The sequence below is a fragment of the Nocardia terpenica genome (assembly GCF_013186535.1).
In the GTDB taxonomy this organism is placed as follows: Bacteria; Actinomycetota; Actinomycetes; order Mycobacteriales; family Mycobacteriaceae; genus Nocardia; species Nocardia terpenica.
In genome coordinates this window covers 912082-936245 of record NZ_JABMCZ010000003.1, presented here as the reverse complement: position 1 = coordinate 936245, position 24164 = coordinate 912082, and the positions used below count along the sequence as shown (strand labels likewise).

The window sequence follows — 24164 nt, the reverse complement described above, 5'->3', positions numbered from 1 at the left end:
TCGCTGAAGGAGCTACGCTCCGCGCGTGGGGGCGACGGAGCGCTCATCCCGCTACCGCCCGCGCAGGCGCTGGCCTGTGGTTGTGGTCGGCGCGCTGGCTACGGCGTTTGTCGTGGCGACGGCGGCGGGGGGCGCTGCGAGGCGGGGCGGAGGTGGTCGGGCATCGGACCGCGCCGCGGGTCGCCGCCACCGACGATCTGTCCTTCGCGCTGGCCGATATGGATGCGGAGGTGGCGAATGTGCTGCTGGTGGGCGGGGATTCGGCCCTGGCCACGGTGCACGACGCGGCGCTGCGGAGTTATCGGCAGCGGCGCGCAGGCCGATGCCGATCTGCAACAGGGGGTCTCGGTGGCGGGCACCGACGATGCCGCGCAACGCACCATCCGGACGCTGCTCGATCAGCTCGGTGATTACGAGGCGCGGGTCGCGAATGTCGTGCTGCTCAACGACTCCGAGAAGGGCCCGGCCGGACGCCTCGCACCGGACGTCCTCGACCAGTACCGGCAGGCGACCGCGCTGATGGGCACCATGCTGGGCAGTGCGGGCCAGCTGAGCGACGCCAATACCCGTGTGCTCGAGGGTTTTTACGCCAGCACGCGGCACAGCGCCTCGGTGGACCAGGCGTGGCTCGGGGTGTGCGCGATGGTGCTGCTGGGTCGCTCGTCGGATTGCAGGTGCTGCTGCGGGTGACCATGCGGCGGCGGCTCGATCCCACGCTGCTGGCGGCCACCGTGGTCGCCGTCGCGGTGGTGGTCGGCGGCTTCGTCACCGATTCCGTGGTCGAACTGGCTGCCCTGCACCGCTTTCGGGCTCATCGCCGTGCTGTGTCTGCTCGGGGTGCGGTCGCGGATGGTCGAGTACCGATGAACGTGTGCCGGGTCACTGCCGGGACAGGAGCGCCGTAAAGACTGGGGGCGGGGCCGTCAAGGCTCCGTCAGGGGCGTATCGGGCCGGAGTTGCGGATGTGAATGTTTCAGCAGGTGTGTGGGTGGGGCGTGGAGATCGAGGAGATGTAGCGATGGACTGCCTGTTTCGCCTGGTCGACGATACCGAGCAGTTCCTGTCGACCTGGTGGCGGCGACGCCCCGGGGTACTCAATCCGTTGTTCCCGCCGGTCGACGTGCTGCCGCCCGCTACGGTCGAGGCGCTGCTCGACGATGGCCTGCTCGCGGTGCCCTACGTCGAATTGGTGGGCGCGGACGGGACGGTGCCGCCGGACCGGTTCTGCCGCCCGCGCACGGTGCTGGGGCGGCGACTCACCAATTACGTTGACGCCCACCAGGTCCGGCGGCTCATCCGCGAGGAGGGCGCCACCCTGGTCCTGCGCTGCGTGGGCCAGTGGAACACCGGGGTACGCCGCCTGACCGACGGCATCGCCGAACGGCTGGACCATCGGGTGGAGGCGACCTACATCGTCACCCCGCCCGGCCCCGGGGCCCGCCGCACCGAGCCCGTGGACGCGGACAGGCTGACCATCCAGATCGCCGGGGAGACAATGTGGCAGATCCACGGCAACCCGTCCGATGAACGACCCGGCGCCACTCCCGTGATGTTGGAGACCACCGTGCACTCGGGCCAGGTCCTGTACACACCGAAGGGTTTCACCCTGACCGCACTCACCATCGGCGACGAGCCCTCGGTCCACCTGTCCCTCGCCATCGCGGACTCCCCCACCGAACCCCTCGCGCCCACAACCCTTTTCCAAAAACTCCGAACCAGCCCGGACGGCCTCGCCCCTGAAGCCCTGACCTCCGCCGCCCGAGCCGCGGTACGCCCGATATCCGGCGAGGGTTAGTCGGGTCACCACCAGGCCCCGGCCAAAAGCACGCCGGGGCCAACAACTAACCCGTCGCGCCGGGGCCGACAACCAACCCGCCACACCGGGGCCGACAACCAACCCGCCACACCGAGCCAACAACCAACCCGCCACACCGAGCCAACAACTAGCCCGCCACGCGAGGGCCAATAGGCTCGCCTACAGGGCAGGCGAGCTCGTCCGCCACGTCGAGGGCAACTCGACCCGGTGGGCCGCCGGATTCTCCGGCCCCGGCATGCTTTTGGCCGGGGCTACAGGGAGGCGGCCAGTTCTCGGAGGACCGGGAGGCTGATGGAGCCGGAGCCGAGGATTTTGTCGTGGAAGGTCTTGATGTCGAAGGTGGGGCCGAGGCGGGTGGTGGTTCGGGCGCGTTGGTTCAGGATTTCGAGTTGGCCGATTTTGTAGCCTACGGCCTGGCCGGGCATGGCTATGTAGCGGTCGATCTCGGTGCGGATTTCGGTCAGGCCGATGGGGACGGTGGAGATCATGTAGTCCAGGGCCTGTTGGCGGGACCAGCCTTTGGCGTGCAGGCCGGTGTCGACCACGAGGCGGCAGGAGCGGAACGAGTCGGCGGCCAGCATGCCCAGGCGGGCCAGATCGTCGGCGTACAAACCCATTTCGTCGGCCAGCCGCTCGGTGTAGAGCGCCCAGCCCTCGACGAAGGCGGTATTGGCGAAGGACTGCCGCTGGAAGCGCGGCAGGTTCTCCAGCTCACCGGCGATGGTGAGTTGCAGGTGGTGGCCCGGGATGGCCTCGTGATAGGCGATCGCCCCGGTCTGATAGCGCGGGCGGGACTTCGGGTCGTGCAGGTTCACGAAGTAGGTGCCGGGCCGGGAGCCGTCGGCGGCGGGCGGGAAGTAGTAGGCGCCGGGCGCGTCCGCGGCCAGAAATTCCGGCACCGGCACGATGTCGCAGCTCTGGCGCGGCAGCCGCCCGAACCAGTTCGGCATCTCGATCTCGGCCGCCGCCAACGCCTTTCGGGCGTCGGCCATGACCTGCTCGCCCTCGGTGTAGTTGAGGTCGGTGTCGGTGCGCAGCCGCTCAAGGATCGCCGACATGTCGGTCAGGCCGAACAGGCGACCGCAGAGTTCGGCGTATTCCCCACGCAGCCTCTCGATTTCGGCGAGCCCGATCTCGTGGATCTCGTCCGCGCCGAGGTCGGCGAGGGTGGTGTGACGGCGCAGCAGGCGGCGATAGATGTCCTCGCCGTCGGCCCCGAGCCAGCACAGCCCGGCCTTCTCGTCGGGGCGGGCGGCGGGCAGCAGCTCCTCGGCCAGCACCTGCCGATAGGCGCGGAAGGCCGGGCGAATCACCTCCCGGGCCAACTCGGTCAGCGTTGCGCGCCAGGCCTTTTCGCCGTCCCAGTCGGCCGGTCCGGGGAAGACCACGAAGGGGTCGGAGTCGAGGCCGGAGGCCAGGTATCCGTCGAGCTGGTTGAGCGAGCGCTCGATGGCTATCCGGGCGGGCGCGCGGCCCGCGGCCAGGCCCGCCCGGAACCGATCCGTCGCCTGCGCCAGCGCGACGCCGATCTGCCGGAAGCGGCGCACCAGCGCCTCGGCGTTCTCCGGCCGCGGCGCGTTGAGCTGCGGCGCGGCGGTCAACAGCAGCGAATGCACGCCTTCCATCTGGTCCGACGCCAGCTCCGTCGGCCGCCAGGCGCGGTGATCGATGGCCGAGTCCAGCTCGGCGTGCAGCAGGCTGCGGGTGGTGCGGTCGGTGTCGGAGAGCCCGGCGGGATCGAGCGCCGCCACCCGCGCCAGCAGGTCCCGCCAGGTGGTCAGCAGCCGCTGGTCGGCCTCCGCGGAATAGTCCTCGATGCGGTCGTCGAAGCGCCGGTCGCCCAGCAGCGTCGCCTCGCTGGGCGCGGACTCCAGCACGCTGTCCCAGTACTGTTCGGCCAGATCGATAAGCTCGTCGTGCGCATTCATACCGACATCATGCCGGGCGGCCGCGCCGGGCTCCGTCGAAACGCGGCCGCCACTGCGATGCCTCGACCGGCCCGCGGATCGGGCGACGGGCCAGCACCCGCAGGGCAAGCCCCGCGAGCCGACGATGCCCGGCCAGCGCGCGCCGGGAGACCGCCACCGACCACACCGTGTCGGTCCCGGTCCGCGCGGGCAGGCCCGCGAAACGGTCGGCGATCCAGTCCAGCATGGCCGGGACACCGGCGAACTGGAGCGGCAGATGGGTGCCGAGGCGGTCGCGCAGATAGCGCACCCGGGCCCCGGCATCGAGGTAGCGCCGCACCAGTGCGTCCACGTCGGCGACCGCGATCACCTCGTCCGGCACGCCCTGCAATACGAGCAGCGGCATGGCCGGAGCCGTTGCGCCGGGCCGGATCTCGGCCAGGATCTCCCGCAGCTCCGGTGCCGCCAGCAGCGCCGCCGCACCGCCGCGGCAGTGGTCGGCGACATCGCGCAGCGCGAACCGAGCCAGCAGCGGAAAGGTCGCGGCCCCTTCGGCTTTCGCCAGCAGCTCCAGGTAGGGCGGCCGGACTCGTTCGCGCAGCACCCGATCCAGCTGCGGGTAGGTGCGGCGCAACCCGGCGGTGAACACCATCGCGAAACCCGCGAACAGCGTGCCGTTCATGCGGGCGAAGGCGGCCCCCGGATCGCCCACCGGTGATCCGGCGACCGCGCCGACGATCTCGAGCTCCGGGGCGTAGGCGGCGGCCAGTTCCGCCGCCCAGGCGGTGGCCAGCCCGCCACCCGAATATCCCCACAGCGCAACGGGAGTGCGCGAACCCAGGCCCAGCGGCGCGAACCGCAGCGCGGCGCGAATGCCGTCCAGGGCCCGGTAGCCCGGCTCGCGAGGCGCGCCGAATCTGCCGGTGCGCCCGCCGTGATCGGGCACCGACACCGCCCAGCCGCGGGCCAGCGCGGCCACGATCAACGGCAGCTCCAGCTGCGGGATCGCGCCGAGCGCCCGCGCGCCCCGCCGCAGCGCGTAGGACGGGAAGCAATGCGGCGCAACGGCATCGATCGCGCACTGGAACGACACCAGCGGGCGCGGCCGGTCCCGGTCCGCGCCGTGCGGCAGCAGCACCGTGGTGACCGCGGCCTCCGGCGCACCGTGCAGGTCGCAGCTGCGGTAGAGCAGCTGCCACGCCGAAACCCGGAGGGGGACAAGGCCGAACAGGGCGATATCGACGATGCGGCTGCGCAGCACGGTCCCGGCGGGCAGGGCCGCGAAGCCGTCCGGCGGGACGTGGAACGGATCGCCGTCCGGGTGCGGCGGGCGGTGGCTCACAGCCCGCCCCCGCCGCCCACGAACCACGGGTTGAGGGTGCAGCTCAGCTCGGGATTCGCCGCCGGGTCCAGGGCGTGCAGCGCGATGGAGGCGGCCCGCGGCGAGTACATCATCGTGAGGTGGTCGGACATGTCCTGCGCGCAGCCGTCCTGCAACACGATGTCGTGCACGGTGGCGCCCGGCCCGGCCCGCAGGAAGGCGCGGTCCAGCGGGTTCATCACCTCGTCGAATCGGGTGTCGACCACCGTGTAGTCGACCCCGGGCACGGTGTCGCCGTCCGCGTTCAGCCGCTGGACGAATTCCGAGCCCTCCGCCTGTTCGAAATTCGCGGGACCGATGATCGGGCGGTAGAAGCCCAGGATATCGATGCCCAGGTTGGTGATCATCCGCCCGAGCGTGGCCATTCCGAGCAGCGATGTGCCGTGATAGGTGGCGCCGAAACTCACCAGCCGGCGCACCTTGTCCGCGCCGCCGCCGAATTTCAGATATTGCTCCGCGACCGGGCCACCCTGGGAGTGCGCCACGATATCCACCCGATCGGCGTGGGTTGTCGCGCGCACCCGATCGATGAAATCGCCGAGCTGCACCGCGGAATCCTCGATCCGGCCGACGCCGTAGCGACCGGGCAGCACCGCACCGATCCCGCCGCCGTCCAGGGGCGCGGACCGGCCGTAATTGAAGGTGAAGACGCAGAATCCGGCGCGCGCCAGCCGCGGGGAGAGAAAGGCGAAATCGTCGTAGGCATTGAGCCAGGTGCCGTGCACCAGCACCACCGGATCCGGATGCGCGGCGCTCGGGGCGCACCGCCCCTGGTTCGCGCCCGGCGGCGCGGCATCCGGGTGGCTTACGCCATATGCGAATGCGGCCAGATACGAGGACATTTCGGGGCCCTCGACGAGCGCGTCGGAGGCATGGCCGACCACCGGCCCGCCGCCGCTGCCGGTATCCATGATCGGTTCGATCCGGTGGCCGTCCGGGGTGAGCGGGAGTTGCGCGGTCAGCTCGTTCGCGAGTTCCTGTGCGGCGCTGGGCGAATCGGCGGCCGCGTGAGTCGTGGTGGCAAGGGTGGCACATAGCAGGGTCGCCGCTACGACGGCGGTGCGCCGAATTGTCTGCAACATTGCAAATCCTTCCGCTCGAGCACTGCACAAATTTTCGTGCCCCGCCGCGAGAGAGTCACTGCACCCTCGTGCACAGATTCCTCTCGACGATTTGTATTGGGAGACAAAAGATATTCCAGCGAAGCCGACGACTTGCCCTCGGTGCTGTGGCTCGCGACAATCGGCTCATGTCGGTCGCAGTTCATTCCTCGCCCGGAGAAGGCAGCATCGTGACGCGGGTGCTCGATCGGTTGCCGCAACTCGCCGAGCGCATTCTCGCCTCCGGGCTGGGGTCGGTGTTGCCCGCGGGGAGCCTGCCCGAGGGGCATTTTCTGGAGGTGCTGCCCGCCATCTACGGGTGCGCGCACGCGTTTCTGCGGGCCGTCGAGCAGGGCCGCGAGTTCACCCGGGAGGAGGTGCGGACGTTCGTGGTGCCGGTGGTGGAGCGGCACGCCGAGGACCGCCTGCCGCTGCGACTGCTGGTCGAGGCCGTGCACGAGTCGGCGCGGCAGGTGCTGCGCGAGGCGGTGGAGGTGAGCGATCCCGCCGCCCCGGGGGAACTGGTGGAATTCGGCGATCAGCTGCTGCGGCTGCTCATGCACATCAATGCGGTGGTGGTCGAGTCGTACGCCGAGGTCGAGCAGTCGGTGTTCAATGCCGAACGCGAAGCGCGCCGGGCATTGTGCGCGGCGCTGCTGCGCGGGCTGCCCGCCGAGGAACTGGCCGCGCGCGCGGATATCGTTCTGGCCGACCACTATTCGGTGCTCGCCCTTCGGCTGCGGTCCGCCGAGCCGGCGGCCGAGGTGGCGAATCTGCTGACCCGGCGGCGCATTCGGCTGTTACAGCAGACCCTGGATCGGCTGTCGCTCACCGCCACGCTGCACACCTTCGACGGCGCCCACGGCACCGTGCTGCTGCCCGGCGGCGAACCGGGCGGCGTCGATGTCACCGAGCTGGCTGCCGAGCTGGCCCAGCGGTTCGGCGTGGATGTCCTCGTGGCCGAAATCGCCGGGACCGCACGGGAATCCGTGCCCGGCGCGGCTCGTCAGGCGGCCGAGCTGGCGGAGCTGGCCCGGCTGCTGGGGCGACCGACCGGCGGCTACCGCATCGACGACCTGGTGCTGGAATATCAGCTCACCCGCCCCGGACCAGCGCGCGACCGGCTCGCCGAACGCATTGCCCCGCTGCTGCGCAGCCCGCACCTGGTCGAGACCCTGGACGCGCACCTGCGACACGGCGCCGACCGCAAGTCCGCCGCCGCCGAAATGCACGTCCACCCCAATACTTTCAGCTACCGCCTCCGCCGCATCGCCGACCTCACCGGGACCGACCCGGGCGAACCGAACGGATCACGGTTGCTCGCCGCGGCTTTGACGGTGCACCGGCTGTACCCGACGGCGGAGGGCGATCGAATGGTGCACCCGCAGTAGGCGAGAACCACGACATAGACCGCGCAGGGCACCACCACGGCCGTGAGCAGCAGGGCGCGCAGGATGGGATGCCAGCTCGCGGCGAACGGTCGCGGGAATCCGCAACTAGGTGGTTGGATTTTGCTACCCTCGGTCCATGGCCTGGGACACCGAACGCACCAAGCAGCTGCTCCTGGACGCCGCGACCACGGAATTCAGCGAGCACGGGCTGGCCGGGGCCCGGGTGGATCGGATCGCGAGCGCGGCGGGGGTCAACAAGGAGCGTATCTACCAGTACTTCGGCAAGAAGGACGAGCTGTTCGGCATCGTGCTGGCGCGCGAGGTCACCAGGGTGATGGACGCGGTGCCGATCACGGGCACCGGCCCGCAGGCCGTCGTCGGATACGCCGTCGGCCTGTTCGACTACCTGTGTGCCACACCGGCATTGGCGCGGCTGATGTTCTGGGAGGGCCTGGAGCTGGGCGCCCCGGTCGCGGAACCGGAGCGCCGGGCGAATACGCGGGCCAAGGTGGCGGCCATGCGCGACGCGGTACCGATGCTCACCGAAACCGAAGCGCAGGAGGTGCTTTCGACGATTCTCACGCTCTGCCACGGCTGGCACACCCTACCCAACGTCGATCGGCTGCTCGCCGGGGGCAAATCCGGGACCGCCGCGCGGGCGCGGCGGCGACGGGAGTTCATCGCGAGGACCGTTGCGGCTGCGCTGGATTCGCTCGCCGGGGGGTGAGGCATGGTGTGCGGCTTTAGGTCCCGGCCAAAAGCACGCCGGGACCAAGGGGGATTGCACGCCGGGACCAAGGGGGTTAACCCGGTTCCGGGTGTGATGTCGCGGTGGGGTGACGCTTGATCGCGGTTGCTGCGGTATGCCGGTGTGGTGAGGTATCCCCAGGGCGGTGGGTTGACCACCGAGCGGCGGATGTTCCGGGAGGGTATTCGCCTGCGGGCGGCGGAGATGTTCGCCGCGGGACAACGTAATTCGGTGATCGCTGGGCAGCTGCGGGTCAGCCTGCGATCGGTGCAGCGGTGGCGGCGGGCATGGCTACTCGGCGGGCAGCGGTCGTTGCGGTCGAAGGGGTCGCCGGGGCGGCCGAGGCTCTCCGATGCCTTGTTCGCGGTGCTCGAGACCGAGCTGGCGCGCGGTGCGGCCGCGCACGGCTGGCCGGATCAGACCTGGACCCTGGCCCGGATCCAGACGCTGATCGGGCGCCGGTTCCACAAGCATCTGTCGCCGGCGAGCATCTCGGAGATGCTGCGCCGGCACGGCTGGAGTCACCAGATACCGGCCCGCCGCGCGGTCGAGCGTGACCCCGACGCGGTCACCGGATGGGTGAAAACCACGTGGCCGCAGGTAAATCCACCGCGGCGGCGCTCGGGGCCTGGCTCGTGTTCGAGGACGAGGCCGGGTTCTCGATGACGCCGCCGACGCGCCGCACCTGGTCTCCGCGCGGGCACACACCCGTGGTCACCGTCCGGGGGCGATCCCAGCGCCGATTCTCCATCGCCGCCCTGACCTGCTACAAGGACGGGGAACGCTCCCGGTTGATCTACCGGCCGAAGCGACACCCGGACGCGAAGAACGCCGCACGCCGCAGTTTCGCCTGGACCGATTACCGGGACCTGCTCATTCGCGCCCACGTGCAACTCGGCGGCCCGATCGTGCTGGTGTGGGACAACCTCAACGTGCACCGCGATGCCCGCCTGCAGGCATTCATCGACACCCGCGACTGGGTCACCTGCTATCGGCTGCCACCGTATGCGCCCGACCTCAACCCGGTCGAAAGCATCTGGTCGCTACTACGACGCAGCAACCAGGCCAACACCGCCTTCGACGATCCCGCCCACCTGATGCACAGCCTGCGACACGGCCTGCGACGAATCCAACACCGGCCCACCATCATCGATAGCTGCCTCGCCGGGACCGGCCTCACCCTCACGACATCACACCCGGAACCTCGTTAGTTGCGGGTGGCCACCAGAACCCAGGTGGGAAGGGTCATTCCGCCCGAGCCGTCGAGTTGGATGTCGCCGCCTGCTTCGCGGACGGTGTCCAGGAAGGTGCCGGGGAGGGCGACGGCGTCGATGCGGTCGCGGCGGAAGGTGGTGAGTGTCCAGTCCGGGTCGGAGAACAGGGTGCGCAGCTCGCTCTCCTCGATCGGGAAGGGCGAATACCCTTGCGTGAGGCCGTCACCCGGGAAACAGAATTCGATGACGCGCGCGCCCGGGCGCAGGATACGAGCCAGCGCGGCGACGTGGGCGCGGCGGCCGGCCGGGTCCAGGCAGTGCAGCAGCGAGCTGCCGAGCACCGTGTCGAAGCGGCCGTCGTAGCCGGTCAGTGTGGTGGCATCGGCCACCTCGAAGGTCACCGGGATGTTCCGCTCGGCCGCGCGGGCGCGGGCCTGCTCGATCGCGGTGGGCGCGGCGTCCGCGCCGGTCACCCGGTAGCCGCGGGTGGCCAGGTAGACGGAATTGTTGCCCAGGCCGCAGCCGATATCGAGCACCTCGCCCGAAAACTGGCCCGCCGCTTCCAATTCCACCACCAGATGCTGCGGTTCACCGATGTCCCACGGCATGCGATCGAGGACCACACCCTCCATCAGGGTGCCGTCGCGATAGGCGCGATCGAAGTCGATGTCGGTGGGGTCGATGGGAGTTACTGGGTTGTCGGTCATGAGATCCATCCCCGCTTTCGCCGGTCGGGAGTCCTGCCTGTCCGCTCCGGAAGTCTAGTCCGAATCGGAGGAGCAGTCTCCGTTTTCGGCCGAGCAACTTCCCACCCGAAACGACACGCCGAGACCGGCGACGCGACCGCGTCGGCACGCGATTCGACGCGCCGAGACTCTGGGCAAAGCCATTTGCTGAAAGGTAGCCTTCTCAACGGCAGGACGGTCGCCCGTCTTGTCCACCCTCTGCCTACGGGGTGACCAGGGACGGCGGGGAAGCGAGTACCGATATGGCAACTATCGGACAACTGAGAGCGGCGCTGGCGGTGCTGGACGCCGAGATCGACGAGGTCGCGCACCAGGTGTGGGACCGGGAGATGGCGGGCTCCGACATCGCGGGGGTGCAGCACGCGATGCTTGCCGGGCTGCTGTATCGGCTGATCGGCGCGGACCTGCGAAGATCGCTGACCACGGCGCCGGATCTGGCCGCACTGGAGGACCGCGCGCGGGCCGCCGGTCCGGGGGCCGTCGCCGTGCACGACGAAGACCTCAGCGCGCAAGCGCATTTCGAGGCGTACTGGCTGACCGACCGGATCGCCGAGCTCTACGGCACCACCGACCAGGTGCCGCCGCCGCTGGCCGCCGCGGCCTACACCGCGGAGGCCACCCGCAGTCTGCTACGGATTCACCGCGACCTGCTGCGCGGTGCGCGGCTCGACGCCGGATACTCCGCGTGGGAAACCGTTCTCGACCAACTCGATCGAGCCAGGGCGCTGGCGAGGGCCGCCCACGCCGCCGCCGAGACCGCGCCGCAGCAGGGAGTGATTCCGGCCAAAAGCGTGCCGGAAACATAGGGGAAGAGCGTGCCGGAAACATAGGGGCAAGCCGCCGTAAGCCCCGATTGCGGTCAGCCCCCGACCTTGGCGAGGGCCGTCGTCCAGTCCGTGGCGATGGCTTCCTGGGCGGCCCGCAGGGATACCGTGCGGGCGCAGACCAGCTGGTGCAGGCGGTTTTCCACGCTGTCCTTGGCGTTGGGGGAGGCGCCCGGCTCGACCCACAGGTTGCGCGGGTCGTTCGGGTCGCCGCCCACCTCCAGCGGGATCAGGTGGTCGTATTCGGCCGCGGACAGCGCGCCGGTGTAGTCGTAGGACTTGGCGTTGAGCGCCTTCTCCCGGTCGGTGATCGAGACCGGCGGGCGGATCGACCTGGTGTATCCGGACTTACAGATCGTCGAGTCCAGGGTGTCGGGGGTGACCTTGGGATTCGTGGCGCCGGGGGTGCAGCGCGAATCGGGCAGGGTCTGGCCGTCGGCGGACTGTTGGTAGTGGCAATCGCTGGGCTGCGGCTCGACGACGTAGGTCCCGGTGGGGCCGGGCCCCACCGGGACCGCGGCCCCCGCCGTGCCGACGGAGACGAAAAGCGTTGCTGCCAAGGTTGTTCCGACGACAATTGTGCGCTTGTTCATGCCGGAGTCTAGGCAGTCACAGACCACGGGGAATGCAATGCGCCTGAGATGTCCGGTGAATTGTTCGCGAACGGAGAGATCCCGGCCAAAAGCACGCCGGGATCAAGCAAAAGCACGCCGGGATCAAGCAAAAGCACGCCGGGATCAAGGGATAGCGCGGAGCGCGGCCCTATTTTCCCCCGGTGCGCAGGAGCGAATGCCGTACCCCGTAGGCGAAATACAGGACCAGGCCGATGGCCATCCAGATGAAGAAGCGCAGCCAGGTCTCGACCGACAGGTTCAGCATGGCCCACAGGCAGGTCAGGACCGCGAGGATCGGGATGTAGGGCACGAAGGGAACCTTGAAGCCGCGCGGCAGATCCGGGCGGGTGCGGCGCAGGACCAGCACGCCGAGGGAGACCAGCACGAACGCGAACATGGTGCCGATGTTCACCATCTGCTCCAGGGTGCCGAACTTGACGAACCCGGCCAGCAGCGCGCACACCACGCCGACGATCGCGGTGATCCGCACCGGAGTTCCCTTGGAGCCGGTGCGCGCCAGCGAGCGCGGCAGCAGTCCGTCGCGGGCCATCGCGTACAGCACCCGAGTCTGGCCCAGATACATCACCATGACCACGGTCGTGAGCCCGGCCAGCGCGCCGATGGAGATGATGTTCTTCGCCCAGGTCACCCCGTGGATGGCGAAAGCCGTGGCCAGCGTGGCGTTCTCACCGGAGAGCTTGGTGTAGGGCACCATGCCGGTCAGCACCAGCGACACCGTCACGTACAGGATGGTGACGATCACCAGCGAGCCGAGAATGCCGCGCGGCACATTGCGCTGCGGATCGCGGGTCTCCTCGGCGGTGGTCGCGACCACGTCGAAACCGATGAACGCGAAGAAGACCAGGCTCGCGGCGGCCAGCAGGCCGTACGGGCCGAACGCGCTACCGCCCGCACCGGAGATCCAGGAGAACAGCGACTGATGCACGCCCTGGCCGGTATTGGAGTGCTCGGCGGGCGGAATGTAGGGACTCAGGTTCGACGCGTTGAAGTAGCGCAGACCGACGATCACGACCACCGCGATCACCACCAGCTTGATCGCCACCGCCACCGCGGACACCCGCGAGGACACCTTGGTCCCGATGGTCAGCAGCACGCCGAGCAGCACGATCAATCCGGAGGCGCCCCAGTCGAATTCGAGCGAGCCCAGATGGACGGTCGCCGGACCGCCGATCACCTCGCCCAGGTACTGCGACCAGCCCTTGGACACCGTCGACACCGCGACGGCGAATTCCAGGATGAGGTCCCAGCCGATGATCCACGCCGCGAGCTCACCGAAGGTGGCGTAGGAGAACGTGTACGCGCTGCCCGCCACCGGCACCGTCGATGCGAATTCCGCATAGCACAGGGCGGTGAGACCGCAGGTAACCGCGGCGATCACGAACGCCGCCGAGACCGAGGGTCCCGCGGTCTGCCCGGCGATCTGCGCGGTCAGGGTGAAGATGCCCGCGCCGACCACGACCGCCACACCGAAGAACGTCAGATCCCAGGCCGTCAGGTCCCGGCGCAGTTTGACATCCGGTTCATCGGTGTCGCGGATCGACTGCTCGACCGTCTTCGTGCGGAACAATCCGTTCCACCGGCCGGTCACCTGCTGCACTGGCTCGGGGATAGCCAAACCCGTCTCCTCTGTTCGCGGCATCGCCTTCGACGCCGCACCACACGATCGTTCAACTTAACAGTACGGCCATGTGATCTCGGTCTCGGGTTGCTGCACCGTCGCGTAACCATCGGTATTGTGCACAACCTGCGCATTTGGACCCCCGGAAACCGATGGCCGATAAGACATTTCAGACAGCTGCGGAGAGTCGGCCCAGGAGCTCGAGAAAGTTCCGACCGGCCGGACCGCGCGCCCAGCAGAGGCGGCCGAGTATGTAGTCGCGGTAGGCGATCTCGGCGTTCTCGCGATTGGGCCGGGGCAGCACCGACAGGAAGTAGTCGATCTCGGAGAGCTCGTACTCGACGGGCACGAGCGGAAACAGCTCGGGCAGCGCGCGATGCTCGGCCGGGGTCAGCGGGCGCAGCGCGGTGTAGGCGCGCAGAAAGGCGGCGAGCTGATCGGCGCGCACGTGCGCGGGGCCGCCGTCGCGCAGCGAGATCCAGTCGACGGCGAAGCGCTCGATGGCGGTGGCCAGGTCGAAGACCGCGGTGGTGCGGTTGGCCAGGCCGAAGTCGAAGACCGCGGTGATCTCCTCGCCGCGCCACAGCAGATTGGTGCCGTGCCAGTCGTTGTGGGTCCACAGCGGCTCGAGCCCCGCGACATCCACGCGCCACGGCTCGACCTCGGCGCGCCAGTCGCGGGCGGCGAGGAAGGCGGCGAGCGCGGGGCTCGCGGCGGCGCGGCGCTGGATCGTCGCGACCGGGTCGGTGCACAGCCCGGCCGACAGCGGGCGCGGCCGCCGGGCGGGCGCGTCGTATCCGGCTGCGGCGCGGTGCATTCGGGCCAGCATGCGCCCCGCCGCGGCGGCGTCGGCCACCGACAGGTACGGGGTCCAGGAGAAGCTGCCGCGATAGCGGTCCTCGCCCGCGCCGAGAGCGTGGATCTCGTAGGCGAATTCGCCGCGGGTGTAGGCCCGGACCTCGGGAATCGGGATGCCGCGGGCGCGCAGGTGGGTCATGAACGCGTGCTCCTCGGCGAGGGCGGCGGCATCGCGCAGCGCCAGCGGCAGCCGCTTCACGATCACCGCGGCGCCGTCGGTCATCCGCACCCGCGCGGCCGCCGACAGCGGTCGGGGGCTGCGCCATTCGATCGCCGCCGCGCCGTCGATCTCGGCGACCGTCAGCGGCGGCCAGTCCGGCGCGACCATGGGGGTCGTGCCCATGCCGAAGACGAGGTCGTCAGGCACGTCGGCGCTCGATCAGCACGATCAGCCCGGTGGCCGCGCCCGCGGCCAGGAAGGAGAACAGCGAGGCCGACGACCACCAGCCCGGGTGCACCCCGATGCCGTCCTGCACCCGCACCCAGAATCGGGCCCACCACTCCACCGAGCCCGGATTGAACAGTTGATACACCGCGAAGCCGAGCAGCCACGGCAGCACCATGAGCGGGCGCGCGGGGGCATGCTCGGACAGGTCCCAGCCGCGTCGCCCACGGCCGCAGAAGAAGTCGACCACCAGCACCGCGCACAGCGGCACGAACACCGAACCGATCAGGGCCAGGAAGGTGGAGAACCCGGTGAAGTCGTGCACGCCCAGCGCCAGAACCGTGGCCAGCGCGCCGATCACGGCGGCGATGATGCGACGGTCCAAGCGCGGCAACAGGTTCTGGATGGACATCGCGGTGGAGTACACGTTGGCGAAGGACTGGTCGGACTCGCGCAGCACGAGGACCGCGAAGAACACCCACCCGGCCGCGACGCCGAGGAAGGTGTCGAAGATCCGGTCCGGGTCGCCGCCGACCTGGATGAGCGCGACGACACCGAGCAGATAGCACCAGGTCTGCGCGGCGGAGTAGCCGATCATGGACGCCCCGGTGGCAGCCCGCACCGAATGCGCGTGCCGGGTGTAGTCCGCGGCCAGCGGCACGAAGGACACGGCGACGGCCAGCGTGCTGTCGACGCCGGGGAAGAATCCGCTCCACGAGGTGTCGGCCACGGGCGGCAGCGGTTGGCGCAGTAGCTGCACGGTGAGGTAGAGCATCGACACGGCGACGGCGACGGTCACGTATTTGCGCAGGATGTGCAGCACCCGCAGCGGCCAGATCGCCATCACCGTGCACAGCAGCCCGGCGGCGAGGATCACCGGCGCGTGCGCGAACCGGCCGTGCGTCAGCGACCGCACGCCACCGGAAATCACGGTCAGCTCGTAGACGGCCCAGCCGACGCACTGCACGATATTGGCGACGGTCGGCAGATACGACAGCCGCGTGCCGAACAGGCCGCGGAAGTTCGCCATGGCCGGTGCCCCGGTGCGCGCCCCGACCGCGCCCGCCGCCGCGACCATGCCGGTGCCCAGCACCGTGCCGACCACCGTCGCCAGCAGCGCCGCCACGATCGGCAGCTGCGGATGGCCGTCGGGTCGCAGCACGTAGATCGCGGCCGTGAAGCCGATCAGGCTGACGCCCAGATTGGCCCAGAACGCGGTCTGATCCGCGAACGACAGGCTGCGCGGGACTTCGGTGGTCAGCAGCAGGGGTGCCTCGGCGGTGCGCGACTCGCGCCGCTCGTTGATGCTCGTCATAACAGGACACATGCTAAATGCCGGGCGTTTTCCCTGGTCAACGGTCAACGCGCGGTACGGTTTTCCCCATGCGCCTTCGACCTCGTGGTCTGATCACGGCCGCGCTCGCCCTCCTGTTCGCCGCGATGGCGACCGGACCCGCCGCCGCACGGCCCGCGCCCGCGCAGATCGCGCCGCTGGGGCCGGATTTCCTGTGGGGCGTGGCGTCCTCGGGATTCCAGTCCGAAGGGCATGCGCCGGACAGCAATTGGTCGCGCTATGTGGCCGAGGGCAAGACCGCCGACCCGTATCGGGATTCGGTGGATTTCTTCGATCGCTACCGGTCGGATATCGAGCTGGCCCGGCAGCTGGGTGTGCGGGTGTATCGGATCGGCATCGAGTGGGCGCGGGTGCAGCCGCAGCCGGGGGTGTGGTCGGAGGACGGGCTGCGCTTCTACGACGAGGTGATCTCCGCGATCACCGCGGCGGGGATGCGGCCGATGCTCACGCTGGACCACTGGGTGTATCCGGGCTGGGAGGTCGATCGCGGCGGCTGGCGCAATCCGGGCATGGTGGACGACTGGCTGGCCAACGCGCGCACCGTGGTCGACCGGTATGCTCGGTACAACCCGATGTGGGTGACGTTCAACGAGCCGACGTTCTACGGGGTCAACGAGGTTCAGCACGGCGGGCTGTCGGCGGCGGAGCTGCCGATGCTGGCGGCGAAGCTGGCGCAGGCGCACAACGCGATCTACGACTACATCCACGGGGTGCAGCCGGGGGCGTGGGTGACCAGCAATGTCGCCTACGTGCCGGGCGGTGACGATGTGGTGTCCAAGCCGTTCCTCTCCGCGATCGCGGCGCGGCTCGACTTCGTGGGCATCGACTACTACTACGGCCTGACCTTCGACAATGTCGTGAGCATTCTGCAGAATTTCGACATGCTGTGGCGCAATCCGCTGGAGCCGGAGGGCATCTATTACGCGTTGCAGAACTATGCGCGGGCCTTTCCGGGCAAACCGCTCTACATCGTGGAGAACGGCATGCCCACCGAGAATGCCCGGCCCCGCAGGGACGGCTACACCCGCGCCGACGACCTACGCGACACCGTCTACTGGCTACAGCGGGCCAGGGCCGACGGCATCAATGTGGTCGGCTACAACTACTGGAGCCTCACCGACAACTACGAATGGGGCTCGTACTCGCCCCGATTCGGCCTGTACACGGTGGACGCGCTGTCCGATCCGAGCCTGACTCGGCGCGCGACCGACGCCGTCCCGGCCTACACTGCGATCATCCGCGACGGAGGCGTCCCCGCCGACTACCGGCCCACCCGAGCCCCCCTGACCTGCTCGCTGGTCGACGCCGCCGCCAGCTGCCTCGACCCGGTCACCGTGCCGCACTGAACCCCTCGCGGCACCGAGCCTGCCGTAGAAGGGATTCCGGCCCATGCCTCGACGGTTCACACGCCGCGTCGAAACGGCGGCAGCCGCCGCACTACTGATCGCGCTGCTCGGCCCGACGGCCAGGGCCGAGCCCGCCCCGGCCCCTTCCCTGCCGATCGGAATCGGCAAGCATCCCGATGGGAGTACTCCCCCGCCGGGGGCGGACGACTGGAATTGCGTTCCGTCGCAAGCGCATCCGCGGCCGGTGGTGTTGTTGCACGGGACCTGGGACAACCAGAATGTGTGGGACGTGCTTGCGCCGCAGTTGAAAGACCGTGGATATTGCGTGTTTTCGCTGAACTACGGGCGGGATGCGTCCAGTGCGGTGGGGGTGCTGGACGGGATGTACGGCACGGGGGATATTCGGGCGTCGGCGCGGGAGGTCGCGGGGTTCGTGGAGCGGGTGCGGGTGGCGACGGGGGCGGCGCGGGTGGATCTGGTGGGGCATTCGCAGGGGGCGGTGCTGGCGCGGCAGTATCTGCGGTTCGAGGGTGGCGGGGCGAAGGTGGGCACGCTCGTTTCGTTGGTGGGGTCCAATCACGGCGTCGATTCCGTCGGCCTCGGCAGGCTGATGGGTGGGGCGATGGCGTCGATTCGCGATGCGGCGCTGGCACGCGTCGTCGGTGTCGCGGGGACGCAGCAGCTGACCGGGAGCGACTTCCTGCGCGAGCTGAATGCGAGCGGGGACACCGTGCCGGGGGTGCACTACACGGTGGTCGCGAGCCGGGTCGACGATGCCTCGCAGCCGCCGGAGGCGACCTTCCTGCGACCCGGTCCCGGCGCGACCGTCGACAACGTCTGGGTCCAGGACCTGTGCCCCGCCGATGCCTACCGGCATGCCGATGTGCCGCGCTCCCCCACGGTCACCTATATCGTGCAGCGAGCCCTCGATCCGGACTATTCCGGCACGCCCTGTCCGCACTGACGCCGAATTCTCCCCCGCCCATCTGGGGGCGGCCGGTAATCGGTAATCTCGGCCTGGATGGTTAGCGTCTCCACTCCCGTACGGCCGCAGTTCGCCGCCCGTCGTCTCGGGCGCATTGCGTGGCTGGTCCCGGTAGTCCTCATCGCCGTGTGCGGCTACTGGCTGCTGCATCCGTCGTGGCCGTTGATTCCGATCAAGCGGGAGTTCATCGACCTGCAGGTGTATCGGCTCGGCGTGCAGGCCATGTGGCACGGCGCGGACATGTACGGCACGCTACCGAAGACCACGCTGGGCATCGGGCTGCCGTTCATCTATCCGCCGTTCGCCGCGCTGGCGCTGAGCCCGTTCGCGATGCTCCCCTGGCACCCGGCGGCGGTGAGCTTCTTCGTGGTGTCCACGCTGGCGCTCGCGGTGACCCTCTACCTGGCGGTGCGGCGGCTGTGGATCGGCGGCCTGGAGCCGGCGCTGTGGGCGACCGCGTGCGCGCTGCCGCTGGGCATGCTGCTGGAGCCGGTGCATTCGACCCTGGACTTCGGTCAGGTCAACATGCTGCTGATGGTGCTGGTGGCGGCGGACTGCCTGGCGCGGCGGCCGAAGTGGCCGCGCGGCATGCTGATCGGCATCGCGGCCGCGATCAAGCTGACCCCGGCGGCGTTCGTGCTGTATTTCCTGGTGCGGCGCGACTATCGGGCGGCGGGGACCGCGGCCGTCACGGGCGCGGTCGCGACCGGACTCGCCTACGCGGTGCTGCCGCGCGAATCGACCCGATACTGGCTGGGCGGCATGGGCAATGTGTCCGGGCTCAGCGGCTCGGCCTTCCATACCAATCAGTCCATTCAGGGTGTGCTGTCCCGGCTGCGGGTGCCCGAGCCCGCCTTCACGCTGCTGTGGCTGGTATTCAGCGTGGCGCTGCTGGCGCTGGTGGTCGCCGCCATGCGGCAGGCCACCGACAATCCGCCGCTGGCAATGTCGTTCAACGCGGTGTTCACGCTGCTGGTGTCGCCGATCTCGTGGTCGCACCACTGGGTGTGGATCGCCCCGGCGCTGCTGGCGGCCGTCGGCGCGGCGACCCGGCTGCCGCTGCGCACCGCCGCCTGGTGGTACCTGCTCGTGCTCGGCGCCGCGGTGGTATTCGTGATCGGCCCGCAGAACTGGGAGCCCGGCGAGAACAATCGCGAATTCGCCTGGACGCCTTGGCAGCACGTGATCGGCGATACCTACGTGTGGTTGAGCGTGCTGCTGGTGGTGCTGTACGTCGTCGCCGGACCCAAGCCCGCGACGCGGGAGCCGCTGCTGCCGATCCCGCTGCGGGAGCTGCGATCTCGCTATCCGAAGCCCTAATCCGCTCAGCGGGCGAGGGCGGCCAGGATGCTGCGGGCCTGATGGTCCGCGCCGAGTTGGTTGGGGTGGAACGGCACCGCAGGGCCGGGAGGGTTGCCGGACAACGGAATCAGGCCCTCGACCCAGCGCGTGCCGACCGGGCGACAGGCGTCGTGCCCGCCGCTGTCGCCGTAGGTGTCGACGAACTCGACGCCGGTCGCGGCCGCCACCCGGGCCAGCATGGCGTCCAGCTCGACCAGTTTGCGGCCCAGCCAGGCGGCATCGACATCGGAGATCGGAACCACGGGCCAGCAGCCGCGGTCGGTGCGCACGCCCTCGAAGTAGTCGATCAGCAGGATGCGCGCGTGCGGGGCGCGGGCGCGGACGCCGGTGACCGCCGCGGTCACCTTCGGTTCCGTCGCAGCGATATTCGCCGACATCCGGTCGACGCCGCCGGGCACATAGCGGTCCTGGCAGGGGGTGGCGGTCGGGTCGATGGTCAGGCAGTCCTGCACCGCGACCGCCAAACCCGCGTCGTTGCCGCCGATTTCGAGGGTCACCAGGTCGGTGCTCGGGGTGAGCCGATCGAACTGCGGCGCGTTGTCGCCCGTCAGGGTGCCCTGCGCGCCGGTGAGGTCGGCGGTCTTGGCCCCGCCGCAGGTGGCGTCGCGTAGCACGGGGATCGCGAGCGCGGCGGCGATCTGCTTGGCATAGTCGCGGCGGCTCTGATAGCAGCCCAGCGGCGCGTCGGCGGCGGTGGCCTGGGTTACCGTGGCGTCGGCCGCCCACGAATCCCCCAGTGCCACATACTCGGTGACGGCCGGAGCGGCCGCGGCCCGGCCCGGGCTCAGCAGCGCGGCGGCCGCGCATCCGATTGCGAACAGCGAGGTCTTCCGCACTGCCACTCCCCACCCCGACCCGATATGGACATATGTCCAGTGGACCGTAGCACCGAAATACCGACCGCGCGGGCAATTTCCGGCAAACACGCGGCCGGGATTCGGATCAGTGCGGCAGCGAGGCCCGGCGACGGCGAACGGCGACGAATACGGCGACGGCAATGGCGAGCGCGACCACGCCCGCAATCAGCTAGCTCGGGCCGCGCAGGGCGTTCTCGAGGCTGTGCCAGTCGGCGCCGACGGCGTATCCGGCGACGGCCAGCGCGGCCGTCCAGGGCAGCCCGCGACGGTGTAGAGACCGAACCGCCCGGCGGACATGCCCGCACTGCCCGCGGGCAGCGAGATGAAGGTCCGGGCGGCCCCCGGAGCGACCGACGAAACGATCAAGTGCTGCACTGTTTTTACTTCCTCCGAGCGAGACGAGCGGCGACGACCCCCTGCACCGGCCGCCACGCGACCAGGCACAGCACCAGCCACAGCCCACCCAGCGACCAGCCGCCGAGAATGTCCGTGGGCCAGTGCACACCCAGGTAGAGCCGCGAAATACCCACGGCGGCAACGAATATCGCCGCAACGGCAACCACCGCCACCCGCACCGCGGTCCGCCCGGCCCACAGCACCAGCAGCGCGGCCAGCACCCCGATCACCACGATCGACCCGAGACTGTGCCCCGACGGAAACGACTGATTCGTCTCCACCACAAGATGATCCACAACCGGCGGCCGACTCCGCCCCACCACGTGCTTCACCCCCACCACCAACACCCCGGCCCCCGCCGTGGCCACCCCCACCAACCCCGCCCGCCCCCACATCCGCCGCCACACCAACCCCACGAACACCACCGCAGCCATCCCCGCCATCGCCACCGTGCCCCCCATATCCGACACAAAAATCGCAACCCGCGTAAGCCCCCCATTCCGATGCCCGACAAACCACCCCAACACCGGCCGATCAATCACGGTAACCCCACCCCCCACCCCCACACTCACCACAACCCCCACGAAAACAACCGCAAGACAACCAACCACAACAGCCAACCCCACCCCCCGCCGAACCCACCCAACCAACAACGCAGCCCCCCTCACCATCGGCGTCGACAACGGAGCCGTAATCTCCCCACGCCCGGCAAACTGCTCCCCCTTGTCCCCGGCGACCTGGCCCCCTTCATTCCCGACGACCTGGCCCCCTTCATCCCCGGCGAACTGGTCCCTCTCATTCCCGGCGAACTGATCCCTCTCATTCCCGGCGAACTGGCCCCCTTTGTTCCCGGCATGCTTTTGGCCGGGATCTCTTTCGATTCGGGCCAGGAGTACGCCGGAAGGGTAGGGATGGGGAGTGGGGATCGGGTTTTCTGTCACGGCCTCACCGTGGCACCGGGTCGCTGAGGACACGCTGAGAGTCGTAGGGGTGGGCGGGCCGTGGTGGTCGATGATGGCTGGCATGCGCATTGTGTGGTCGCCCGCTCGGTGGGGGTTGCGGGTGCGGTCGGCGCTGGCGGCGGCGGGCGTGGTGGGGGTGGTGCTGGTGATTGCGGCGGCGGCCATGTTGTGGCTGCTGTATCGGTCGCTGCTGGATTCGGTGGATGAGGCGGCGGATGCTCGGGTCGGGGATATCGCGGGTCAGTTGCGGGCGGTCGAACCGGGGGATCTGAGTGCGTCGCTGCTGAGCGCCGATAGTCATGTCGAGGTCGTGCAGCTCATCGACGCCTCGGGGGAGGTGATTCGCCGATCCGAGGGCGCGCCGAAGCGGCCCCTGGTGACGCTGCCCGATTCCGGACGGGTGCACGGCCTGTCGGTCGGTCACGACACCGATCTGCGGGTGTCGGCGCGGCGGGTCGAGGGTCCCGGGGGGCCGATCGTCGTGCTCGCCGCGGCCAGCGTCGAACCGGTCGAGGAGACGATCAAGAAGGTCGCGGCCGGGCTGGCGGTGGGCGGACCGGTGGTGGTCGTCGCCGCGGCGGCCGCCACCTATGCCCTGGTCGGCCGGTCGCTGGCGTCGGTGGAGGCGATCAGGTCCCGGGTCGCCGGGATCGGCGCGGAGCGACTGTCCGAGCGGGTGCCGGTTCCGGTCGCGCGCGACGAGATCGCCCGTCTCGCAACGACTATGAACGAGATGCTGGGCAGGCTCGAGGCCGGGCACGCCGCGCAGCGCCGCTTCCTGTCCGACGCCTCGCACGAGCTGCGCAGCCCGCTCGCCACGGTGATGGCCGGGCTGGAACTGGCCCGCGACCACCCGCAGACCTTCGACCGCGAGCTCATCGGCGAGACCATGCTGCCGGAGGCCGAGCGCATGCAGCACCTCATCGACGATCTGCTCACCCTGGCCGCGGCCGACGAGCACGGACTCACCCTGCACCCCACCGACGTCGACCTCGACGATCTGGCCGCGACCGCGGTGGGGGCGCTGCGGCAGCGGCAGGGACCGCGCGTGGACACCGACCTGCAACCGGCCCGGCTGGTCGGCGATCCGCGGGCACTGGCCCGAATGATCCGCAACCTCACCGACAATGCCGCCACCCACGCCCGCTCGGTCGTGGCCGTCGCCACCGGCGCCACCGTCACCGAGGTCCGGCTCACCGTCGACGACGACGGGCCCGGCATCGCGGCCGCCGACCGCGAGCGGGTCTTCGAGCGTTTCGTGCGCCTGCAGGACGACCGCGCCCGCAACACCGGCGGCACGGGACTCGGGTTGGCCATCGTCGCGGAAATCGTTGCGGCCCACCGGGGTAGCGTTCGCATCGAGGACTCGCCCTACGGCGGCACGCGGGTGATCGTCGCCCTCCCGCTCGACGGGTGACTACTCCCCCAGCAGTTGGTACCCCACGCCGCGATGGGTCTTGATCGACGCGCGCCCGAACGGGGCATCGATCTTCTTGCGCAGGTAACCGACATACACCTCGACCACGTTCTCCGGGCCGTCGTAGTGCGCGTCCCAGACATTGCGCAGGATCTCGGTTTTGGTGACCACCGCGCCGGGCCGCCGCATGAGGAATTCCAGCAGGCCGAATTCGCGGGGAGTCAGCGACACCTCGTCCGCGCCGCGCCGCACCTCCCGGCGGACCGGATCGAGCACGAGATCGCCGACCCGCAGGATCGTCTCCTGCTGCGGGGCGCGCCGCCGCAGCAGGGCGCGCAGCCGCGCGAACAGCACCACGAACGAAAACGGTTTGGTCAGATAGTCGTCCGCGCCCAGGTCCAGCGCGTCGGCCTCCTCGTGGTCGCCGTCCTTGGCGGTGAGCATGAGCACCGGGGTGCGCACATCGCGGGCCCGCACCCGGCGCAGCACCTCGTATCCGCTCATGCCGGGCAGCATGATGTCGAGCACGATCACGTCGAAGCGGTCCTCCGTCGCCAGCCAGAGCCCGTCCGGACCGGTCGCGGCGACCTGCACCACGAATCCCTCCATCTCGAGCCCGCGCCGAACCGTCTCGGCCAATCGCGGCTCGTCCTCCACCAGCAGCACCCGCACCTGTAGGGCTCCCTCCGCAGACACCGGCGCGTCGCACCGGATTCCCTGCGCCGTTCCGGGCATTATGCCCAATCGGGTGGCCGGAAATTCGTTTCCGTGTGGATAGACGTCACACCCGCTTGTGCTGTGTGCTGGGTACCACAGTTCCGAACCGAAATTTTGCCGCGTGGCGCGGACCGGTGAGAGAAGG

23 protein-coding genes and 1 pseudogene are annotated in these 24164 nt (G+C 69.7%); 13 read left to right on the top strand and 11 right to left on the bottom strand.

The features are described 5' to 3' along the window. Window positions 1-152 precede the first annotated feature (152 nt). From HPY32_RS46950 to HPY32_RS25900, 3 genes and pseudogenes are all read left to right on the top strand, one after another. Window positions 153-690, top strand: a pseudogene (locus tag HPY32_RS46950) (GlnX family signal transduction membrane protein). Next, window positions 675-905, top strand: coding sequence for a hypothetical protein (locus HPY32_RS25905; protein ID WP_067576612.1), 231 nt, complete (start codon window positions 675-677; stop codon window positions 903-905). The pseudogene HPY32_RS46950 and the gene HPY32_RS25905 overlap by 16 nt, the downstream one beginning before the upstream one ends. A gap of 113 nt (window positions 906-1018) precedes the next feature. Then, on the top strand, window positions 1019-1795 hold the full coding sequence (locus tag HPY32_RS25900; protein ID WP_067576610.1) for a hypothetical protein: 777 nt from the start codon (window positions 1019-1021) through the stop codon (window positions 1793-1795). Between the two features lie 272 nt (window positions 1796-2067). On the opposite strand, the gene HPY32_RS25895 is transcribed toward HPY32_RS25900, so the two are convergent. Genes HPY32_RS25895 through HPY32_RS25885 form a run of 3 tightly spaced genes read right to left on the bottom strand, consistent with a single transcriptional unit; the run spans window position 2068 to window position 6186 of the window. Beyond that, on the bottom strand, window positions 2068-3744 hold the full coding sequence (locus HPY32_RS25895; RefSeq protein WP_067576607.1) for a DUF885 domain-containing protein: 1677 nt from the start codon (window positions 3742-3744) through the stop codon (window positions 2068-2070). A gap of 7 nt (window positions 3745-3751) precedes the next feature. Continuing rightward, complete coding sequence (locus HPY32_RS25890) at window positions 3752-5065, bottom strand: lipase family protein (protein ID WP_067576605.1); 1314 nt, start codon at window positions 5063-5065, stop codon at window positions 3752-3754. Beyond that, entirely contained in the window at window positions 5062-6186 is a 1125-nt protein-coding gene (locus tag HPY32_RS25885) for an esterase/lipase family protein (protein ID WP_067576604.1), read from the bottom strand. Before HPY32_RS25885 ends, HPY32_RS25890 begins: the two co-directional genes overlap by 4 nt. A 167-nt stretch (window positions 6187-6353) precedes the next feature. On the opposite strand from HPY32_RS25885, the gene HPY32_RS25880 reads away from it, so the two are divergent. The 4 genes from HPY32_RS25880 (at window position 6354) to HPY32_RS25865 (ending at window position 9554) form a co-directional block, all read left to right on the top strand. Continuing rightward, window positions 6354-7595 carry a PucR family transcriptional regulator gene (locus tag HPY32_RS25880; protein WP_067576602.1) on the top strand — a complete coding sequence of 414 codons (1242 nt, stop codon included), beginning with the start codon at window positions 6354-6356 and terminating at the stop codon, window positions 7593-7595. Between the two features lie 136 nt (window positions 7596-7731). Next, window positions 7732-8322 (top strand): TetR/AcrR family transcriptional regulator, encoded by a 591-nt coding sequence (locus HPY32_RS25875; RefSeq protein ID WP_067576600.1) that lies wholly within the window; start codon window positions 7732-7734, stop codon window positions 8320-8322. A gap of 147 nt (window positions 8323-8469) precedes the next feature. Beyond that, window positions 8470-9009 carry a winged helix-turn-helix domain-containing protein gene (locus HPY32_RS25870; protein ID WP_067583944.1) on the top strand — a complete coding sequence of 180 codons (540 nt, stop codon included), beginning with the start codon at window positions 8470-8472 and terminating at the stop codon, window positions 9007-9009. Next, window positions 8919-9554, top strand: a complete 636-nt coding sequence (locus HPY32_RS25865; RefSeq protein ID WP_082870394.1) for a transposase — start codon at window positions 8919-8921, stop codon at window positions 9552-9554. Before HPY32_RS25870 ends, HPY32_RS25865 begins: the two co-directional genes overlap by 91 nt. Here the strand turns inward: HPY32_RS25865 and HPY32_RS25860 are convergent. Beyond that, window positions 9551-10264: a class I SAM-dependent methyltransferase gene (locus HPY32_RS25860; RefSeq protein ID WP_082871006.1), complete on the bottom strand. Its 714-nt coding sequence runs from the start codon at window positions 10262-10264 to the stop codon at window positions 9551-9553. The genes HPY32_RS25865 and HPY32_RS25860 overlap by 4 nt on opposite strands. 281 nt (window positions 10265-10545) lie before the next feature. Here HPY32_RS25860 and HPY32_RS25855 point away from each other — a divergent pair, with 281 nt between their 5' ends. Beyond that, window positions 10546-11109, top strand: coding sequence for a hypothetical protein (locus HPY32_RS25855; protein WP_156673745.1), 564 nt, complete (start codon window positions 10546-10548; stop codon window positions 11107-11109). A gap of 53 nt (window positions 11110-11162) precedes the next feature. On the opposite strand, the gene HPY32_RS25850 is transcribed toward HPY32_RS25855, so the two are convergent. From HPY32_RS25850 to HPY32_RS25835, 4 genes are all read right to left on the bottom strand, one after another. Then, a complete protein-coding gene (locus HPY32_RS25850; protein WP_195119172.1) occupies window positions 11163-11720 on the bottom strand; it encodes a hypothetical protein in 558 nt (185 codons plus the stop codon). A 169-nt stretch (window positions 11721-11889) separates the two neighbouring features. Beyond that, on the bottom strand, window positions 11890-13377 hold the full coding sequence (locus HPY32_RS25845; protein WP_231951240.1) for an amino acid permease: 1488 nt from the start codon (window positions 13375-13377) through the stop codon (window positions 11890-11892). A 172-nt stretch (window positions 13378-13549) separates the two neighbouring features. Continuing rightward, a complete protein-coding gene (locus tag HPY32_RS25840) occupies window positions 13550-14605 on the bottom strand; it encodes a phosphotransferase enzyme family protein (protein ID WP_197696296.1) in 1056 nt (351 codons plus the stop codon). Continuing rightward, complete coding sequence (locus tag HPY32_RS25835; protein WP_067576594.1) at window positions 14598-15938, bottom strand: purine-cytosine permease family protein; 1341 nt, start codon at window positions 15936-15938, stop codon at window positions 14598-14600. Before HPY32_RS25835 ends, HPY32_RS25840 begins: the two co-directional genes overlap by 8 nt. Before the next feature lie 68 nt (window positions 15939-16006). Between HPY32_RS25835 and HPY32_RS25830 the strand changes: the two genes are divergently transcribed. The 3 genes from HPY32_RS25830 to HPY32_RS25820 are packed head-to-tail and all read left to right on the top strand — an operon-like array spanning window position 16007 to window position 19628. Then, window positions 16007-17323 carry a family 1 glycosylhydrolase gene (locus HPY32_RS25830; protein ID WP_067576590.1) on the top strand — a complete coding sequence of 439 codons (1317 nt, stop codon included), beginning with the start codon at window positions 16007-16009 and terminating at the stop codon, window positions 17321-17323. Window positions 17324-17366: 43 nt separating this feature from the next. After that, window positions 17367-18287: an esterase/lipase family protein gene (locus tag HPY32_RS25825; protein WP_171983061.1), complete on the top strand. Its 921-nt coding sequence runs from the start codon at window positions 17367-17369 to the stop codon at window positions 18285-18287. Between the two features lie 57 nt (window positions 18288-18344). Continuing rightward, on the top strand, window positions 18345-19628 hold the full coding sequence (locus tag HPY32_RS25820; RefSeq protein ID WP_082870393.1) for a glycosyltransferase 87 family protein: 1284 nt from the start codon (window positions 18345-18347) through the stop codon (window positions 19626-19628). A 5-nt stretch (window positions 19629-19633) separates the two neighbouring features. On the opposite strand, the gene HPY32_RS25815 is transcribed toward HPY32_RS25820, so the two are convergent. Next, window positions 19634-20512 carry an SGNH/GDSL hydrolase family protein gene (locus HPY32_RS25815; RefSeq protein ID WP_171983060.1) on the bottom strand — a complete coding sequence of 293 codons (879 nt, stop codon included), beginning with the start codon at window positions 20510-20512 and terminating at the stop codon, window positions 19634-19636. A gap of 103 nt (window positions 20513-20615) precedes the next feature. Between HPY32_RS25815 and HPY32_RS25810 the strand changes: the two genes are divergently transcribed. Then, window positions 20616-20801 carry a hypothetical protein gene (locus HPY32_RS25810; protein ID WP_067576585.1) on the top strand — a complete coding sequence of 62 codons (186 nt, stop codon included), beginning with the start codon at window positions 20616-20618 and terminating at the stop codon, window positions 20799-20801. A gap of 106 nt (window positions 20802-20907) precedes the next feature. Here the strand turns inward: HPY32_RS25810 and HPY32_RS25805 are convergent, their stop codons facing one another. Then, entirely contained in the window at window positions 20908-21384 is a 477-nt protein-coding gene (locus tag HPY32_RS25805; RefSeq protein WP_171983059.1) for a phosphatase PAP2 family protein, read from the bottom strand. A gap of 562 nt (window positions 21385-21946) precedes the next feature. On the opposite strand from HPY32_RS25805, the gene HPY32_RS25800 reads away from it, so the two are divergent. Beyond that, window positions 21947-23302 carry a sensor histidine kinase gene (locus HPY32_RS25800; RefSeq protein WP_156673743.1) on the top strand — a complete coding sequence of 452 codons (1356 nt, stop codon included), beginning with the start codon at window positions 21947-21949 and terminating at the stop codon, window positions 23300-23302. Here the strand turns inward: HPY32_RS25800 and HPY32_RS25795 are convergent, their stop codons facing one another. Further along, on the bottom strand, window positions 23303-23974 hold the full coding sequence (locus HPY32_RS25795; protein WP_067583925.1) for a response regulator transcription factor: 672 nt from the start codon (window positions 23972-23974) through the stop codon (window positions 23303-23305). Between the last annotated feature and the right edge of the window lie 190 nt (window positions 23975-24164).

Bases quoted from the DNA above. Each gene is read 5' to 3' on its own strand.
- HPY32_RS25900 (WP_067576610.1), top strand. From the start codon at position 1,019: ATGGACTGCCTGTTTCGCCTGGTCGACGATACCGAGCAGTTCCTGTCG.
- HPY32_RS25895 (WP_067576607.1), bottom strand. From the start codon at position 3,744: ATGAATGCGCACGACGAGCTTATCGATCTGGCCGAACAGTACTGGGAC.
- HPY32_RS25885 (WP_067576604.1), bottom strand. From the start codon at position 6,186: ATGTTGCAGACAATTCGGCGCACCGCCGTCGTAGCGGCGACCCTGCTA.
- HPY32_RS25880 (WP_067576602.1), top strand. From the start codon at position 6,354: ATGTCGGTCGCAGTTCATTCCTCGCCCGGAGAAGGCAGCATCGTGACG.
- HPY32_RS25875 (WP_067576600.1), top strand. From the start codon at position 7,732: ATGGCCTGGGACACCGAACGCACCAAGCAGCTGCTCCTGGACGCCGCG.
- HPY32_RS25865 (WP_082870394.1), top strand. From the start codon at position 8,919: ATGGGTGAAAACCACGTGGCCGCAGGTAAATCCACCGCGGCGGCGCTC.
- HPY32_RS25860 (WP_082871006.1), bottom strand. From the start codon at position 10,264: ATGACCGACAACCCAGTAACTCCCATCGACCCCACCGACATCGACTTC.
- HPY32_RS25855 (WP_156673745.1), top strand. From the start codon at position 10,546: ATGGCAACTATCGGACAACTGAGAGCGGCGCTGGCGGTGCTGGACGCC.
- HPY32_RS25850 (WP_195119172.1), bottom strand. From the start codon at position 11,720: ATGAACAAGCGCACAATTGTCGTCGGAACAACCTTGGCAGCAACGCTT.
- HPY32_RS25835 (WP_067576594.1), bottom strand. From the start codon at position 15,938: ATGACGAGCATCAACGAGCGGCGCGAGTCGCGCACCGCCGAGGCACCC.
- HPY32_RS25830 (WP_067576590.1), top strand. From the start codon at position 16,007: ATGCGCCTTCGACCTCGTGGTCTGATCACGGCCGCGCTCGCCCTCCTG.
- HPY32_RS25825 (WP_171983061.1), top strand. From the start codon at position 17,367: ATGCCTCGACGGTTCACACGCCGCGTCGAAACGGCGGCAGCCGCCGCA.
- HPY32_RS25820 (WP_082870393.1), top strand. From the start codon at position 18,345: ATGGTTAGCGTCTCCACTCCCGTACGGCCGCAGTTCGCCGCCCGTCGT.
- HPY32_RS25805 (WP_171983059.1), bottom strand. From the start codon at position 21,384: ATGGGGGGCACGGTGGCGATGGCGGGGATGGCTGCGGTGGTGTTCGTG.
- HPY32_RS25800 (WP_156673743.1), top strand. From the start codon at position 21,947: ATGCGCATTGTGTGGTCGCCCGCTCGGTGGGGGTTGCGGGTGCGGTCG.